Origin of the sequence: Petrotoga sp. HWHPT.55.6.3 (assembly GCF_002895495.1) — a bacterium.
GTDB lineage: Bacteria > Thermotogota > Thermotogae > Petrotogales > Petrotogaceae > Petrotoga > Petrotoga mobilis.
The window spans coordinates 33,530-50,875 of the sequence record NZ_AZRJ01000009.1 but is presented as its reverse complement, the minus strand read 5'-3'; the positions used below and the strand labels follow the sequence as shown (position 1 = coordinate 50,875).

The following is a 17,346-nucleotide window of genomic DNA, read 5'->3' as shown; positions in this document are numbered from 1 at the left end:
GTTATTCTCCTTCCCCAATGTTATATAGGCTTTTTACGTTTAGCTCACTATCCCTACCCCTCAGGATTGTTTAAAGCTAAACAACAGAGCGACGGACTAGGAGAGACATCCGAAGGTGTTATGACCTATATAACGTAGCTCGATGATCTTCCTTAAGAGGCGGAAGCCCGTTTCCTCTAAGGGCGTGAGCCTGTTTCTTTATTCGGCTGAGGGTAGTTAACTAAGGCTTATTCATCACAAGCCCCCGTCTTTAGACGGTGGGTAGTTGACGCTTTCTTCGTGAGAAAAAGATTTTTTATATGGTCTTTCACTTCTGAGTGCATCGTATGAATCTGGGTAATATTCGCCTAAAATGATATTAAGTTTTTCTGAAAAAGCAAAAATAGATGCGCTCATAAAAATTAAAGTAACTATAATCTTTTTGGATTTCAAATTATATGAACTCCCTTTGATTTTTTTATTTTATAATCAATTTTACCATATCTGTGAAACTAATTATCAAACTAACAAATTTTTCTATATGTTATAATAATAACAAGGAATATCTGGAATTTTTTTGATTTAAAAATCAAATTAGAAAAGGAGTGGTTTTCGTGAGGTTCAAAAAGTTTGGAAAGACAGATATGAGCGTATCTGTTGTAGGATACGGAGCCTGGGAATTAGGCGGAAATTGGGGACCTATTGAAAAGGAAAACGGTGTTAAGATATTGAACTTAGCTTACGACAATGGAGTTAACTTTTTTGATACTGCACCTGCATATGGTCGAGGTCAATCGGAAGAAATAGTTGGTGAATTTTTGAAAGGAAAAAAGAGAGAAGATCTTTACATCGCTACTAAATGCGGATTAGAATGGGACCAAAAGGGAAGAATTAGAAATAATTTAAAAAAAGAAAGAGTATTGAAAGAAATAGATGATTCACTGAAAAGACTAAAATGTGATTATGTTGATCTATATCAAATTCATTGGCCCGATCCCAACACTCCATTAGAAGAAACTGCAGAGGCGATACAACAGATTTTAGATAGCAAAAAAGCTAGATACATCGGTGTGTCTAACTTTAGTGCGCAACAAATAGAAACGTTGATAAAGTATGTGGATATTGTTTCCACACAAAATTATTACAACTTATTGGTTAGAGACGTTGAAAAGGAGCTGTTTCCAGTCGTTGATAAGTATGATTTAACGGTGATTCCCTACAGCCCTCTTGCCAAAGGGTTGCTGACAGGAAAGATTTCCAAGGATTATGAACCACCGAAGAAGGATCCTAGAGCTATGGATGAAATATTTAAAAATAGGGAGCTTTTTGTCAAAAGTGTAGAAAAAGTTGAGGAATTAAAGATTTTAGCCAATAAAATTGGAAGGTCCTTGTCTCAAATGGCAATAAATTGGTTATCACATCACAAACAAGTATCGACAGTTATCGCTGGTTCAAAAGATGAAAAACATGTTTTGGAAAATATTGAAGCGGGAAGTTGGGAGCTTAGCGAAGATATTTATCTAAAGATCGAAAAAATAGTTGGTGAATAGGAGGCAATATATGGCTATTCTCTGTGCTGGTGAAATTCTCTTTGATTTTATATCGAAATCTCCAAACAAAGGTCTTGGAGAAAGTGAGCTTTTTGAAAAACGACCAGGAGGATCTCCTTTTAATGTAGCTGTAGGACTTGCAAAATTGGGTGCAGATGTTTCTTTTTTTACGAAGATAGCCCAGGATCAATTTGGTAAATTTCTTTTTGAATACTTGAAAGAAAATGGAGTGAATACTGACTATTCTTTTACGGCTGAGGGGTTGAAAACTTGTTTGGCTTTTGCAGCGGTTGATGCCCAAGGAAAGGCTGAGTATGAGTTTTATCGAGATAATGCAGCGGATACACAGTTAAAATTAAAAGATGTAGAGAATTTGGATTATGAAAAATTTAATATCTTTCACTTTGGTTCTATAGCCCTTATAGATGAACCTACATCGAGTACTTTGATTAGATTGTTTGACAATTTTATCTCTCGAGGTTTATTGACCTCTTTTGATCCTAACGTTAGAAAGTCTTTGTTGAAAAATAGGGAAAGTTACGACAATCTTGTGAAGAGTATAATTAAAAAGGTTGATATATTGAAGATGAGCGATGATGATTTGTTTTATATAACTGAAAAAAAAGATGTTGAAGAAGCTATTAGCACACTTTCTATCAAAGAAGGTTCTATTTTGTTTGTAACTTTAGGAAGTGAGGGTTCCTTGGTTTATAAAGATGGTGTGAGTAGAAAAGTTCCAGGTTATAAAGTAAAAGTTGTTGAAACGGTAGGTTGTGGAGATTCTTTTATGGCAGGTATTCTGTATAAGTTAAAAGATTTTTCTAAAGATGATCTTCAAAGTATTTCTTTAGAAAAACTTGTTGAATATGCAGATTTTGCCAATAAATGTGCTGGTATTGTTGCTACAAGACAAGGGGCTGCGAGTGCTATGCCAACTTTATCTGAAGTTAGTCAGTTTGAATTTTTATAAAGTTGTTTTTATATTTAATTATGTGATAGTAGTGAAGATAGTGTAATGTTGATAGTTCAAAAGTTCTGTTTTTCTTTGTTAATGAGATTTTATTTAAGTTCAAAAGTGCCAAAAATTTTGAACCTCGTTATCAACTTAAATGTTCAAAAAAAATTTTAAAGTATTTTATCGAATTTTATGTTGATAACTTTGATTGTCAACTCTGTTTTCGACTAAGATATCGACAAACTTAGTGGAAAAAAACTTTTGAACATTGAAAGTTGAAAAGTATGTCGATAAAATTGTTGAAAAACCAAATTATTATTGAATTCATTCCATTAAAAACGTTTTAAACAGTCACTTTTATAACTCAAGAAAATAGTTTATAACTTTTTCAACTATCAACATCCGGGGTTAGGTATTATGAGTGAAAAGGGAGGGAGTTACAATGATTAAAGTCGGACTTCTTGGGTACGGTACGGTTGGAGGAGGGGTGTACAATATTCTCACAACCAAGAAAGAAGATATAGAAAGAAAACTAGGTGAGGAAATTCAGATCAAAAAGATCTTGGTGAAAGAAAAGGACAAAATGAGAAAGTACGGTGTGGATGCTTCATTGCTTACTGTAGATTATAAAGAGATCGTAGAAGATCCTGAAATTCAGATCGTGGTGGAGTTAATTGGTGGAGAAACACCGACATTAGATTACATTAAAGAAGCTATCAACCGAAATAAAAATGTTGTAACAGCCAATAAGTTAATATTAGCCAAGTATGGTAGAGAGATATTTCAACTAGCAAAGAACAATAATGTCAAAGTGTATTATGAAGGAAGCGTAGGTGGAGGAATCCCTATAATTAAAACTCTGAAAGAGTCCATGATTGCAAATAAAATTGAAAGAATTTATGGAATTCTAAACGGGACCACAAATTACATTTTGACTCAAATGACAGAAAAATCTATTAATTTTGAAGAGGCTTTAAAAGAAGCGCAAAGTCTAGGTTATGCGGAGAGTGATCCATATTTTGATGTAAGTGGTTTGGATAGTACATATAAAATAAGTATTTTATCTTCACTAGCCTTTGGGAGTTTTATAAATGTTGATTCAATCTATGTAGAGGGGATTGATAGGATAGAAAGGGAAGACATAGAAATAGCTGAAGAATTAGGATATACTATCAAATTGTTGGCTATTGGGAAAAGGTACGAAGACAAGATATTGGATATAAGGGTCCATCCGACTTTTATTTCTAAAAATAGCCCTCTTTCAAAAATCAACGGTGTATACAACGTCGTACAGATTCACGGAGACGCCGTTGGAGATATAATGATTTACGGACAAGGTGCCGGAGAAATGCCAACTGCGAGTGCGGTTGTTGCAGATATTATGGAAGCTGCCAAGAGTATTAAATACCATATTGAAAACGAATATAGTACCGGAAGGTTAAACGGTTTGAAGTTAATTGAAACAGATGAGATTGAAAACTCTTTCTATATAAGATTGAGAGTGAATGACAAACCCGGTGTTTTTGCGAAAATAGCAAAGGTTTTTGGAGATAACGAAGTTAGCATCGCTTCTGTAATTCAAAAGCACAGACTTAATCCTGTTGTGCCAATATTTTTACAGACGCATCTAATCAAAGAGAGAAAACTGAAAAAAGCAATTGATTCGTTGAACGAATTAGAGGATGTGATAGAAATAAAAAATATAATAAGGGTGGAGGATTTTGGTGAGAAATTTTAGTTTTTGGCCGGGTATAATAAATGCTTATAAAGAATACATGCCCGTCGATGAGAAAACAGAGATAATTACGTTGCAAGAAGGGAACACTCCTTTGATATTCGCAGAAAAAATGAGTAATATGTGGGATATTGAGCTTTATCTGAAATATGATGGTGCTAATCCCACGGGATCTTTTAAAGACAGGGGAATGTGTTTAGCCGTAACCAAAGCCCTGCAGAACGGTGATAAAGCAATAATCTGTGCTTCTACCGGTAACACTTCTGCCTCTGCTGCGGCTTATGGAAGTAGAGCAGGATTGAAAACAGCGGTCATAATCCCTGAAGGGAAGATCGCCTTGGGGAAATTATCTCAGGCCTTAATGCATGGGGCTATAGTTATACCGATAAAAGGTAATTTTGACGTTGCCTTAGAGATTACAAGAAAGATCGCTGACAACTATCCTATAACTCTGGTTAACTCACTTAATCCATACAGGATAGAAGGTCAAAAAAGTGCTGCTTTTGAGGTATGTGATCAATTAGGTGGTAAATCTCCTGACATATTGGCAATTCCAGTGGGGAATGCGGGAAACATCACAGCTTACTGGAAAGGGTTCAAAGAATACTTCAAAGATCACAAAACGGATAAGTTACCTAAGATGATTGGTTTTGAAGCGGAAGGATCAGCTGCTATCGTAAAAAATCAGGTTATAAAAAACCCAGAAACCGTAGCAACAGCTATAAGAATAGGTAATCCGGTCAATTGGGAAAAGGCCGTAGAAGCTGCAAAAGAATCTGGAGGATTTATAAATTTTGTTACCGACGAGGAAATCTTGGACACGTATAAAGAATTGGCATCCCTCGAAGGTGTGTTTGCAGAACCTGCTTCTGCAGCTTCGGTAGCGGGCGTTAAAAAAATGATCAAATTGGATAAGATAAAAAAAGGAAGTAAAATTGTTGCGGTACTCACGGGACATGGATTAAAGGATCCCGATACCGCGATAAGTGTGATACCAAAGGTCAATCCAGTAGAACCAGAAATGGAAACTATATTGAAATTGATAGGGCTGTAATTTTCAAGAGGTAATGGTTTAAATAGTACTAAGAGTTTTGGAGGTGATATTTATTCCCATATACAAACATTCAATCTTCATTGTTTCCACAGGACCGGTACTAAGTTCATAGGTAAAGTCGTGTTAGATCATAATTAATTGTCTTTGAAATAGTGTAATGGTTAGATAGTATTTATGTCTTAGAAATTGATTTGCTTTTTGTTAGTTGAATGTTGTATAATTTATCCACGAGGACAGGCTTCCTCCTCTTAAGGATGTTTATTTCCTTGAACCCCTCTGGGGTGTTTCTTCTCTCAATTTTACCATGTTTAAACTTTCATATGTTTCCTTTGGTTGAGATTTAGTTTTTTCGTTAACAATATTGCTTTCAAGCAACTATTGGTATGGAGACTTAGGTTTCTCATATTCTTTTTTTAACAGCGTATATAATATTGATATTATTTTAGCGTTTTTTTCATATAAATATGTTAAAAATGGATCAATTTAGTGAAAATATTAACAATCCAGATTCTGTTAATAAATGCCTCAAAGTTTTTGTATTTCAAAACTAGAAGGAGGAGATGGAATGGAAAAGTATTATGAAAAAGAACTCTTGGAAGAACTCCATGATATTCAAGAAACGTATGGATTCATCTCTGAAGAGGATATCTTGAGAATCGCGCAAAAAAGAGACATCCCTAAAGCTCGTTTGTACGGAGTGATCAGTTTTTATTCTATGTTTCATCTTGAACCAACGGGAAAATACATCGTACGTGTCTGTGACAGTGTCTCATGTAGATTAAACGAGTCCGCAGACTTAGTTAGAGCCTTGAAAGATTATCTCAAAGTGGAAGAGAATGAAACCACAAAAGACAAAAAATTCACCTTAGAAGTAGCTGAATGTTTAGGACATTGCGATGAAGGACCTGTTATGATGGTTAACGATACGTATTACACTCATCTAACCGTTACCAAAGCAATTCAAATACTCGATTCACTGGAATAGGAGGGAAATAAATGGAAAGAATCTTTCTAAAAAAAGACTTGGGCAAAAGTTTGAAAGAATACGACTTTCCAGGCTTGAAGAATGCTTTGAAGTTGGAACCCCAACAAGTTATCAATAAAATAAAAGAAAGTGGTTTAAGAGGAAGAGGCGGAGCCGGTTTTCCTACAGGTATAAAATGGGAAACAGTGTTTTCAATTAAAAATGACACCAAATTTATTATATGTAATGCAGACGAAGGAGAACCTGGAACTTTCAAAGATAGATTTTTGATGGAAAATCTTCCCTTTAAAGTTTTGGAAGGTATAATAATCAGTGGTTATGCCACTGGATCAAAATATGGTTATATTTACATTAGAGGTGAATATGTAGAGGCAATAAAAATCATTAAGAAAGCGATCGAAAAACTTTATGAAAAAAATATATTGGGAGAAAATATTCTAAACTCAGATTTCTCGTTTGATTTGAAGTTGGTGAGAGGTGCAGGCGCCTACGTATGTGGGGACGAAACATCTTTAATCAATTCCATTGAAGGAGACAGAGGAAAATCTCGTATAAAACCTCCCTTACCAGTTTTTGAGGGATTGTATGGTAAACCGACCGTTGTCAATAACGTTGAAACATTGGCCGCGGCAGCAGAAATAATGAGTTACGATAACAACCCTTATTCAGAAATGGGAACAGAAAAAAGTAGAGGCACAAAATTAGTCTCTATCAGTGGTGACGTCAACAAACCGGGCGTTTACGAAGTAGAATTTGGAAAATTAACAGTTAAAGATATCGTACAAGAATTGGCAGGAGGAGTTAAAGGAGAAAAAATTGGTTTTGTTATCCCAGGAGGAATTTCCACTGAAGCATTAACTGAAGAGGAATTAGATGTACCTTACACCTATGAAAATCTTCAAAAAATGGGGAGTAACATCGGATCTGGTGGAATGATCGTAGTTTCTTCACAAAGAAATTATTTGGAAATCGTGAAAAATGTCTCTGACTTTTTCCGAGACGAAACATGTGGAACGTGTTTCCCATGTAGAGAAGGAAACAAGAATATAAACAAAATCGTATCGGATATATATAAAAGAGGATATCCAACTTCAAGGGAAATAGAAATAATCTCTGATATACAGTACGCCGTAAGCTCTGCAGCACGTTGTGGATTTGGAGAGTCTTCTTTAAACCTTATTCTTTCCATATTTGAGAAATTTTACACAAAGAAGGTGGAAATATGAAAGTAAAGATAAATAACAGAGAATATGAATTTGATCATGAAATTAGTATTTTAGATGCCACAAAGAAAGCTCACATAAAAATACCTACACTTTGTTATTCTGAAAAACTTGAACCTTTTGGAAGTTGCAGACTTTGCTCAGTTGAAATAAAAGGTGAAAGAACCTTGAAACCAGCTTGTGTAACAAAAATTACCGATGGTATGGAAATCTTTACTCATTCTCAAAGAGTAAGAAAAACAAGAAAAACTATCATTGAATTGATAATAGCTTCTCATGGGATAAACTGCAACTTAAATTGCCTTACTTGTTCAAAATCCGGCAGCTGTGAGATAAAAGAGGTTGCTGAAGAAATAGGTGTAACTGAAATAAGGGTCCCTCCAATATCTAATGGTTTACCGGAAGATAGAAGCAGTTATTCAGTTGTGAGAGAACCTCAAAAATGTATCGTTTGTAACCGTTGCGTCAGAAAATGCTCAGAGGTCCAGTCGGTTAACATATTAACGATTGCAAACAGAGGGCCAGATACATACGTTACAACTTTCATGGACAAAGGTATGGGGAACGTAGATTGTACAAATTGTGGACAATGTATCTTAGAATGCCCCACAGGAGCCTTACATGAAGTTTATCAAATGGACCAAGTTTGGACTGCTCTCTCTGACGAAAGTAAATATGTAATCGTGCAAACAGCTCCTGCCGTTAGAGTTGCAATAGCCGAAGAATTCGATGCAGAACCAGGGAAAATTGCCACAAAACAAATGGTGGCAGGATTAAGATTGTTAGGATTTGATAAAGTCTTCGATACTAACTTTGCTGCTGACTTAACAATAATGGAAGAAGCGAATGAATTCATTGAAAGATTCAAAAATAATGGGAAGCTTCCTTTATTCACGTCTTGTAGCCCAGGATGGGTTAAATTCTTAGAACATAATTATCCCGAATTTATTGATAACCTCTCATCATGTAAATCACCTCAACAGATGTTTGGAGCTATTGCCAAGACATATTATGCAAACAAATTAGGAATTTCAAAAGAAGATATGGTTGTCGTTTCTGTCATGCCATGTACCGCCAAGAAATTTGAACGGGTTAGACCAGAAATTAAGGGCGATGTCGATTACGTATTAACTACCCGTGAACTGGCAAAAATGTTTAAACTTGCTGGTATAGATTTGCTGAACGTTCCACCGGAGGAGTACGATGAACCCTTAGGTATCTCTTCTGGTGCCGGCGCAATTTTTGGGGCAACGGGTGGTGTTATGGAAGCCGCTTTGAGAACTGCATACGAAGTAATAACCGGTAAGGAATTAGAAAAATTGGACTTTGAAGCTGTTAGAGGCATTGAAGGAATAAAAGAAGCAACGGTAGAAATTGATGGAATAAATTTAAAAGTTGCTGTCGTGAATGGTTTAGGGAACGCCCGAAAGGTTTTAGAAATGATCAAAAGTGGTGAAAAAGAGTATCACTTTGTGGAATTCATGGCATGTCCAGGTGGATGTATTGGTGGCGGTGGTCAACCTATCCCAACAAACAGCGAAATACTTCTAAAAAGGATGCAAGCGATATACGAAGTAGACAGATCCCTGCCAATAAGAAAATCTCATGAAAACCCTGCTATCAAAATTTTATACGAAGAATTTTTAGGAGAACCATTAAGCGAGAAATCTCATGAATTGTTGCACACAACTTATCTTGCAAGGAGTTAATACGGACCTTTGTCCCTTAATTATTTATCAATGGGCAAAAATAAAGAAAACAGAATCCCTTTTCCGACTTCACTATTGTCAATGAAAAGGAAAAGAGTTACAATGATTAAAGTTGGTCTTCCTGGCTGCGAGGTAAAAAGGTCTATATACAAAGTTTAGAGTTTCTAAAGCTATTAAATTAGAGAGATACAGGAGGAAAATAACCATGAAAAAATTAACTTTGTTAATCGTCTCTTTTTTCTTTACACTCTTGATTTTTTCTGTTACAATAACTAATCCTTTAGGTCCAACCGTTGTTCCGGTAACAGGGTTGATGGCGAATACGATAGAAGAAGAGGTAGAAATAAATGTGAGTCTTTGGAAGGATGCCAATGAAGCGGTAGCGTTACTGGTATCCAATCAAGCAGACTTTGCCGTGCTTCCTATAACCGTTGGTGCGAATTTATACGCTCAAGGTTTAGAGTTAATATTGTTAGGCGTTCACGAGTGGAAAGCATTTTATTTGGTAGGAAGTAGCAATGTTGATTTTGAAGATGTAAAAAATTTAAAAGGTCATGAAGTCTATTCTCCTCATGGTCGAGGTCAAACCGTCGACATTTTGATGAGGTATCTTTTGGTGAAAAATGGTTTGGTTCCCGATAAAGATGTAAAATTCAGCTACCTTCCTCCCCAGGAGATAGTTTCTCTGTTTAAAGCAGGTAAGGTAGAATATGCCGCTTTACCAGAACCATTTGCCACATTGGCTGTAACAGGGACCGAAGGAGAAATTGTCTTAGATTTTCAAGATGAATGGAATAAAATCTCAGGTTCAAAGTATGGCCTTCCTATAGCTGGACTTTTTGTTAAAAAGGAGATTTTGGAAAGTGAACCGGATATCGTTTCAAAAGTTGAAAGCGCTTTTTCTGAAAGTGTTGAGTGGGCTAATACAAATTTAGATCAATCATTGAAAATAACCAACGAATATTTAACTATCCCTGTTCCAGTACTTAAAGAAGCGATGAATAGATTGGTTTTTGAATACATTCCGATTGTGGAATGTAAAGAAGAAGTAGATAACTTTTTAAACACGATGCACGAACTTTATCCGGAAGGGTTACCAACTTTACCGACAGAAGGATTTTATTATCGATGAAAACTATTTTTGGAATTGTGTTGATCGTTTTACTTTGGTACTTTTTTTCTTTTGTCATAGGTTCTTCTTTTGTGTTGCCTTTCCCTCATGAAGTTTTAGTCAATTTAATAAATCAGCTAAGTACACCGAGGTTTTATGTGGCATTATGGAACACGGTATGGAAAACTTTGATTGTTTTGTTTCTTTCCTCTTTTATCGGAATAATTTTGGGGTTTTTAATGGGGATGAGCGACACGATATACGAAATTTTTAGGCCCATGCTGATGATGATACAAGCTATTCCGGTGGTTTCTTGGCTTGCTTTTGTCGTATTTCTGTGGGGTGTTGGATGGCGTGGTCCTATTTTAATAAGTACCATGGCTATTTTACCTAACACAGTTTTTACGACAGCATCTGGAATTAAGAATATCGATAGAAAATTGTTAGAGATGGTGCACTTGTACAAAGTATCGAGGTCTAAAATATTTAGGCATGTATACTTAGCTTCGATCGTTCCGTTTGTAATTGCAGCGGTTGAAGTTTCGATAGGGAATGTATGGAAAGTAGTGTTAGTAACAGAGTTTCTAGTTGGTGGAAATGGCTTAGGGGTAGAACTTGCTTGGGCGAGACAGTATGTCGATGTTCCTAGGATCTATGCCATTACTATCATAGCCGTTATATTAGGTATAACCACAGAACGTGTATTTAAAATTATTTCAAGAAGGATGTTAGCAAGATGGGAAATGTACTAAAAGTAGATCGTTTAACTAAAAGGTTTGGAAATCTTCTGGTTATAGATAACTGGAGTCTTGAGTTGCAAGAGGGTGAAAAAATCGTTTTGTTGGGGCCGTCTGGCTGTGGAAAAACTACTTTTTTTAGGATCGTTTCAGGATTAGAAAAGCAAAGTGAAGGGACAGTTGAAACCTTTGTCGATAAGATAGGTTACGTTTTCCAAGAACCTCGATTATTGCCCTGGAGAACGGTTTACGACAACCTAAAAATAATTTTAGACGATGAAAAGAAAATTAAACAAATTATAGGTATGATAGGTTTAGAAGGCTTTGAAAATCTTTTACCCTCCAAATTAAGTGGAGGTATGAAACAAAGGGTGAATATTGCCAGATCTTTATTAGTTGAACCACAGATCTTGCTTATGGACGAACCTTTCACCTCTTTGGATCTAAATATTAAACTATCAATAATAAAAGATATAGAAAAGATGTGGAAGAAAAATTATTTTTCAATATTGATGGTTACCCATGACATAAAAGAGGCATTGATGCTGGGAAATAAAGTAGTTATTTTGTCTCAGCGACCTTCTAGAATATTAAAGGTCTTTAATATAAATCTTTCGAAAGAAGACAAAAATATTTATGATAAAAGCTTTTTAGAGTTAGAAAGCCAGATCACAAAATTTGTAATGAGCCAATCTGAAAATGTATTGGTTTAGGAAGTATAAAGAGGTTTTGAGAATTTCTTTTCTTTCTTTAAAATCAGCATGAAACCTTCTGCTTTTTCAAAAAATTAGGATTTCAAAGAGGTTTTATCGAAATATTTCGTTATTAAATCACGGAAATTTTTGCTTTCTAATGCCTTTTTTGCCAATTGATCTGCCAAGGTGTTGTAATGGTCTCCTGAGTGTCCCCTTACCCAATTGAATTGTATAGTTAAAAATTTACTAAAATAATCATAGCAATTTTTATAGGCTATGGTTATTTTTTTATTCGTTTTCCATTCTCCGTTACACCATTTCTCTAATCCGATGTAATCATGGTGTATTATTATCTTTTCATAACCTTTTTCTTTCGCGTATTCCATTGCGTAAATGGATGCACTTATTTCTCCAGCAACATTTCTGCTAGATGAATATTCTGGGTTATTACCAGAAAAGAAGAAATGTTTTTCTTCATCATCTAGAAATACTATGCCGCTACCGTATATTTTTGTTTCTACGTCATAACTTCCATCGACATAGGCGATGAGAGTTTTATCTTTACTTGCTGTCTTTTTTGTAATTGTCGTATACCCCGTTTTTGAGATTTTCTGTGACTTTTTTCATTTCAATGTCTTCTTGTTTTAGCTCTTTGATCAGTTCTTCGACTGTCCATTGAGAACTCGTAGGAGTAATGGAAGCAAAAATTATATTTTCAGGTAAGTTTTCCATATTTTTTATCGTTTTCATTATTCTGAGTATCTGTTCTTTAGACATACCGTTCATTATAATTGTCGGAATGTTTTTTATATCTTCATACATTGGAATAGCCTCCTAAGTTGTGTTAGCGCCCCTTCGCCCCGCTCCCCACCCTTCTAAGGAAAAGTGTTAATAGGACTTTGACCCACTCTGCACCTAATAAGAAAAGAGTAATCTTATATTGTCTATCGTTAAAAAAGATTTCAGAATATTTTCGTCAATTATTGTATCTTCTATTTCCTTTGTACTTCCTTGAGCCCCTTGCGGGGTGTTTCCTCTAGATTGCAGTTTATCTAATAATAAAAATATTTTACTTTTATACGCCTTCAATGAGAAATCTTCCAAATTTATTCCTTGGTCCCTGTGATTTGTGGAAGTCAACATTTTTATTTTATCAAATATTTCTTTGTTAATTTCTTTCAAATCTTTAAGTTTTGTTTCTTCTTCCATACAAAATTTCTTCTGAAGTTCGACGGGGAGAAATGAAAAATCAATTAAATCTTTGTCAAATTTGTTGGTTAAAACTTGTCTTAAATGATTTTTGTTCTCTTCGGAGATAGGTATCTTGTTAATTTTTTCTTCGTATTCTTCTTTTACTTTTTTAATCTCTTTAGGAGAAAGCCTAACCAAAAATCGATCGTAAAAACTTACTTCTTTTATATTTTTGAAATCTTCTATAACATCTAATTTTCTGGTTAAAAAATTTTTTTCGTTGAATTTTGATTCTAAATATATCATTCCAAATCCTTCTAATACTGAAGAAGAAAAGAAAAGATCAGATATATTCAGAATATATGGAAAAAGTGATGGGTCTTTTGCTGAAATAGCCCAAGCTCCCTTAACCTTTTCAGATTCAAAGGTTTCTTTTACAATTTTTTCGTATGGTCTTTCTTTATCAGAGTTAGCTGGCAATGTGACAAGAAGATTACTCTTTCCATACAAGCGATTTATAAGCACGGCTTCTAAAATATTTTTTCTTCTTATCGTTCTTGTTGGATACAAAATGTTTTTATTTGTTGGATCAACGTTATATCCCAATTTCTTTAGTTTGTTTATGACTTCATCTTTGTCAATGTCATCTGTTTTATCTTTATTTTTAGAGAATTCAACAGCATTTGGAAGATAAAAAGTATTTTCTGAAGGTATACCAGATTTTATAAGTCTATTGTAATCGGATAGATTGATAGTTGCATATTGTATGTTCTTCCTTATGGGATACATGGAAGAATTTATGAATTTTCTTATAAAAGAATAGTTTTCCCATCTTGCACATTCAGGAAAGTCGTGAATTTGAATTATTGTGGGGATATTTTTTGTTGTGATAAATTCTTTAAAAGCCTTTGTGAAGGCGGGGTTTTTGCCTAAGTTATAGTTATGAGCCCAGTATATAGCCTTTTCATGGTGATAATTGTTCAATTTGTTTTTTATCGATTCTTTGAGTTCCACAAAAGTTTTATAATCTGTGCTGTCAGAGTATATGTATCTGAGTTCTGGAAAGTCAATAAAATCTACATTTTTGTAAGATAAGACCTCTTCTATCCCGTCTATACCCATTTTTTTTGAACCAAAGAGAGTAATTTTGTACTCGTTTTTTAGAGATTTTACGATATTTCTGACAACGGTCGAAACTCCGCCTTTTATGTAATGGTAGTGGAAGATGTAAAGGTAGTTCATACCTTTTCCCCTTTTGAAAACTTTTCTTTGTACTCAGGGATGGTGATGATAGGAGGCCTTTCAACACTTGGTATCTCCGTTGGAACTAATATTTTTTCATTTTCTTTTTTTTGAATCATTATATGTTTATCGGTCAATTTGGTTTTTAAATCTAACTTACTATATTTTTCCAATCTTTTTAATACTACCTTTGTGAGTTCAAAAGCCATTTTACTCAGTGAGTGTAAAGGTTGATTGTCGTGTATTCGAAGTTCAAGATCGACTTGAGCTATTATCTCAGTGCCAAATTGTTCAGCTATGTCGATGAGATGAGCAATTTCAACACCGTATCCCACAAAAAACGGGAGCTTTTCTAAAATTTCCCTTCTTCCAGCATATTCGCCACTTAACGGTTGAATTATCGTTGATAACTCTGGGTAAAACAAAGAAAATAAAGGCCTTGCAACCAATTCGGTAACCCTTCCTCCACCCGTTGGTTGCATTCCTGATTTTCCAACAATAGGCCTATCATAAAAGGCTTTAACGTAGCCTATTTCTGGATAATTCAACAAAGCGCCAACTAAACCGTATACAAATTTTGGATGTATGTTCTCTATATCTGAATCCACCCATACGATTATGTCGCCATTAAGTGCGTATAGGCTTTTCCATAAATTTTCTCCTTTTCCTTTGTAAAAACCGTATTCTGGTAAAATATCACTGGAGTAAAAAACTTTTGCACCGTACTCTTTTGCTATAGAAACCGTTTCATCTTCTGAGCCAGAATCAATAACAGCAATTTCATCCAATAATGGATATTTTTCCATAAGTTCTGTTTTCATAATGAGTATCTCTTTGCCAATTGTTTTTTCTTCGTTTAAAGAAGGAAAGGCAAGGGATATCTTGATATCTTGTTTTTCTTTTAATTTAACGAGCTCTTTAATGTTCTCAAACTTCGAATGGTGAAAAGAGCGTTTTAAGACATTATCCTTCATTTATGATCTTCCTTTCTATTTAATCTTTTTCTTCTCCTATAATGTCCTGATCTATCTCTTCTTCAGCAAAGTTTTCTGTTGTTACGTTATCCACTACCATCAAAATTTGATTCAAACCTTTCATTACACCATCTCTTTCGAAGTATTCTATGCCATCTAATATCTCGCCTTTCGCTATACCTAGAGAAACTGCTGGAATACCTGATTTAATTATCAATGCCTCATCTTTGTCTAAAGGAACCAATTTAGTCTTGATTTTTAAATGATTATGAACATCTCTGATCTGTTCGATCAAAGGATGGTCTTTTGGTATGAAAGTGGTCGGTATGTATGAAAGTAGATTCAATTTTATCTTTAAATTGTATCTTTCTGCTAATTCTGTGACGGTGGATCTTAAATTTTCACTTATAGTTTCTAGGTCCTGATCTCCTTCACTTTTTATCTCCAATATTACTTCTGTGTTGTCTTCGAATTTGTCGAGTTTCAAGATACTTGCAGATGTCCCTTCCATATCGGCATTTTCTTTAAGATTGGACGTTATTCTGTACAATATTTCTAGGGTTGAAGGAGATTTAGAAGTCTTATGTATTGAATCTCGGGAATAAAATTTTAATTTGTAGACATATTTTCCCAAAGAACGATGCCCAAGATCTCCTAAATTGATACCATTGACTTTAATAGCGTAGTCCAAGCTTTTCATATTTTCTTGTAAAAACTCTCCTAAACTCAAAAACTTGTTTTTTCTTGCTTGGTTAAGAAAAAGGAAAATAACGTTCTTTCTTAAGTCTACTTTTTCTGAGTGTAAAAACTTTATCATAGTCAAAAGAGCCGCAACGTTAAGTGAAGACGAAACGATCTTTAACCCTTCTATTTTTCCTTTTAATACTCTGGCGAATCTTTCAATAAGGGGATCGCGTATCTCATCTACGGTTGTGAAAATAAGTGCCGTAGAGGAAGTATCATCGTTAACAAAAGAGACGTATACGTTCCCTTCATCATCTTCCCTAATATTTGGTAAGTTCATTTCTTTTAATCTGTTTATTAAAAAATTTTTTTGTTCGTTGGGGTTTTTTAAAGGGAGTTGGTTGTAAAGTATCGTATTAGTTAACAATTCATCCTCGTATTTTTCCAATTTCCATAAGGCATCTTCTAATCTAAGCATTTTGATTCCTCCTTTCAGTCATGTTTTTAACAGGTAATAAAAATAAAGACCTTCCAAAAAAGGTTTTATAATTAGTTTTGTTTAATTGATCAGTATTAGAAACATAGGTAAATATAGTATGAGTATGGGCGGCAAAGATATAAATAGTAGTTTAAATAAGAAGAAAACATTTGTTAGTCTATCTATTAAATATTATAACATATTTTGTAGGAATTTGTCAAAATCTGCCAAAAAAGGTGAGAATAAAATTTATCAAAACAACAATTATCAAAGAAGGAAGGAAGTTTCCTACTTTTATATCTTTTATTTCTAAAAGTCTTATTCCAATGGCAATTATCATTGCCCCTCCAACGGCTGTAAAATCATTTAAATAATAAGGATCCGAAAGGAAAGAAAGCATTCCAGCCAAACTAACTATAGAACCTTGAATCAAGAAAACACTCACAGCAGAGAATGTAACTCCCACACCATAAACCGAGGCTAAGACCATAGAAGAAATTCCATCCAGAACAGATTTTAAGAAAATCACAGAGTTATCTCCCGAAAGACCGGCATTTAGACATCCAATTATCGTCATAGGGCCTATAACAAAAAGAACAGTGGCGGTAATAAATCCCCTTACAAAAGGTGTTTCTCCTTGTGATCTTTCAACGATGTTTGCCAATTTTCCCAGACCTTTTTCAATTCTCAATAACTCTCCAATTACTCCTCCCAGTGCCAAAGATACCAAAACCACTATCAAATTGCTCGCATCTAATCCCATCCCTACTCCGATTAAAAAAGTAGTTAAACCAACACTTTGAAATAAAATCAGTCTCAAATTATCCGGTAATTTATTTCCAATAAATGTCCCCACTGTACCCCCAATTAAAACGGCTACAGTGTTTACAATGACAGCGATGTTGAACACTACTAATTCCCCTCCCTCTTTATGGTATTGAATCCATTAAAAGTTTTTTAATAATTATACCAAAGAATTCACTGTATGGTTAATTACAAAAAACTTACAAAAATGAAGAAATTTTAAGATTTACCTTTCTAATT

Annotated in this window: 17 protein-coding genes; 10 read left to right on the top strand and 7 right to left on the bottom strand. The window is 34.5% G+C overall.

Features of this window, described 5'->3' with window-relative positions; translation table 11 throughout:
* Nucleotides 1–234: 234 nt before the first annotated feature.
* On the bottom strand, nucleotides 235–432 hold the full coding sequence (locus X926_RS03475; protein WP_103065022.1) for a hypothetical protein: 198 nt from the start codon (nucleotides 430–432) through the stop codon (nucleotides 235–237).
* Between the two features lie 161 nt (nucleotides 433–593).
* Here X926_RS03475 and X926_RS03470 point away from each other — a divergent pair, with 161 nt between their 5' ends.
* From X926_RS03470 to X926_RS03425, 10 genes are all read left to right on the top strand, one after another.
* On the top strand, nucleotides 594–1,529 hold the full coding sequence (locus X926_RS03470) for an aldo/keto reductase (RefSeq protein ID WP_012208974.1): 936 nt from the start codon (nucleotides 594–596) through the stop codon (nucleotides 1,527–1,529).
* A 10-nt stretch (nucleotides 1,530–1,539) separates the two neighbouring features.
* Nucleotides 1,540–2,499, top strand: a complete 960-nt coding sequence (locus tag X926_RS03465; protein WP_012208973.1) for a carbohydrate kinase — start codon at nucleotides 1,540–1,542, stop codon at nucleotides 2,497–2,499.
* A 427-nt stretch (nucleotides 2,500–2,926) separates the two neighbouring features.
* Nucleotides 2,927–4,222, top strand: a complete 1,296-nt coding sequence (locus tag X926_RS03460; protein ID WP_103065021.1) for a homoserine dehydrogenase — start codon at nucleotides 2,927–2,929, stop codon at nucleotides 4,220–4,222.
* Entirely contained in the window at nucleotides 4,209–5,273 is a 1,065-nt protein-coding gene (gene thrC, locus X926_RS03455) for a threonine synthase (protein ID WP_012208971.1), read from the top strand. The genes X926_RS03460 and thrC overlap by 14 nt, the downstream gene beginning before the upstream one ends.
* Nucleotides 5,274–5,838: 565 nt before the next feature.
* Entirely contained in the window at nucleotides 5,839–6,258 is a 420-nt protein-coding gene (locus X926_RS03450) for an NAD(P)H-dependent oxidoreductase subunit E (protein WP_041534079.1), read from the top strand.
* Between the two features lie 11 nt (nucleotides 6,259–6,269).
* Nucleotides 6,270–7,484: an NADH-quinone oxidoreductase subunit F gene (locus X926_RS03445; protein WP_103065020.1), complete on the top strand. Its 1,215-nt coding sequence runs from the start codon at nucleotides 6,270–6,272 to the stop codon at nucleotides 7,482–7,484.
* Nucleotides 7,481–9,190, top strand: coding sequence for an NADH-dependent [FeFe] hydrogenase, group A6 (locus X926_RS03440; RefSeq protein WP_012208968.1), 1,710 nt, complete (start codon nucleotides 7,481–7,483; stop codon nucleotides 9,188–9,190). Before X926_RS03445 ends, X926_RS03440 begins: the two co-directional genes overlap by 4 nt.
* Nucleotides 9,191–9,395: 205 nt before the next feature.
* The gene (locus X926_RS03435) at nucleotides 9,396–10,322 is read left to right on the top strand and encodes an ABC transporter substrate-binding protein (protein WP_103065019.1); all 927 of its coding nucleotides are present in this window, start codon (nucleotides 9,396–9,398) and stop codon (nucleotides 10,320–10,322) included.
* Nucleotides 10,319–11,053: an ABC transporter permease gene (locus X926_RS03430; protein ID WP_103065018.1), complete on the top strand. Its 735-nt coding sequence runs from the start codon at nucleotides 10,319–10,321 to the stop codon at nucleotides 11,051–11,053. The genes X926_RS03435 and X926_RS03430 overlap by 4 nt, the downstream gene beginning before the upstream one ends.
* Entirely contained in the window at nucleotides 11,038–11,751 is a 714-nt protein-coding gene (locus tag X926_RS03425; protein ID WP_103065017.1) for an ABC transporter ATP-binding protein, read from the top strand. The genes X926_RS03430 and X926_RS03425 overlap by 16 nt, the downstream gene beginning before the upstream one ends.
* A 74-nt stretch (nucleotides 11,752–11,825) precedes the next feature.
* Here X926_RS03425 and X926_RS03420 read toward each other — a convergent pair whose 3' ends face one another.
* From X926_RS03420 to X926_RS03395, 6 genes are all read right to left on the bottom strand, one after another.
* Nucleotides 11,826–12,281, bottom strand: a complete 456-nt coding sequence (locus X926_RS03420; RefSeq protein ID WP_255408797.1) for an RNase H family protein — start codon at nucleotides 12,279–12,281, stop codon at nucleotides 11,826–11,828.
* 13 nt (nucleotides 12,282–12,294) lie between these two features.
* Entirely contained in the window at nucleotides 12,295–12,555 is a 261-nt protein-coding gene (locus X926_RS03415; protein WP_103065015.1) for a DUF3783 domain-containing protein, read from the bottom strand.
* Nucleotides 12,556–12,648: 93 nt separating this feature from the next.
* Nucleotides 12,649–14,166: a hypothetical protein gene (locus tag X926_RS03410; RefSeq protein ID WP_103065014.1), complete on the bottom strand. Its 1,518-nt coding sequence runs from the start codon at nucleotides 14,164–14,166 to the stop codon at nucleotides 12,649–12,651.
* A complete protein-coding gene (locus X926_RS03405; RefSeq protein WP_103065013.1) occupies nucleotides 14,163–15,140 on the bottom strand; it encodes a glucosyl-3-phosphoglycerate synthase in 978 nt (325 codons plus the stop codon). Before X926_RS03405 ends, X926_RS03410 begins: the two co-directional genes overlap by 4 nt.
* Before the next feature lie 19 nt (nucleotides 15,141–15,159).
* The gene (locus tag X926_RS03400; protein ID WP_103065012.1) at nucleotides 15,160–16,302 is read right to left on the bottom strand and encodes a hypothetical protein; all 1,143 of its coding nucleotides are present in this window, start codon (nucleotides 16,300–16,302) and stop codon (nucleotides 15,160–15,162) included.
* A gap of 217 nt (nucleotides 16,303–16,519) precedes the next feature.
* Nucleotides 16,520–17,212, bottom strand: coding sequence for a DUF554 domain-containing protein (locus X926_RS03395; RefSeq protein ID WP_103065011.1), 693 nt, complete (start codon nucleotides 17,210–17,212; stop codon nucleotides 16,520–16,522).
* Nucleotides 17,213–17,346 lie beyond the last annotated feature (134 nt).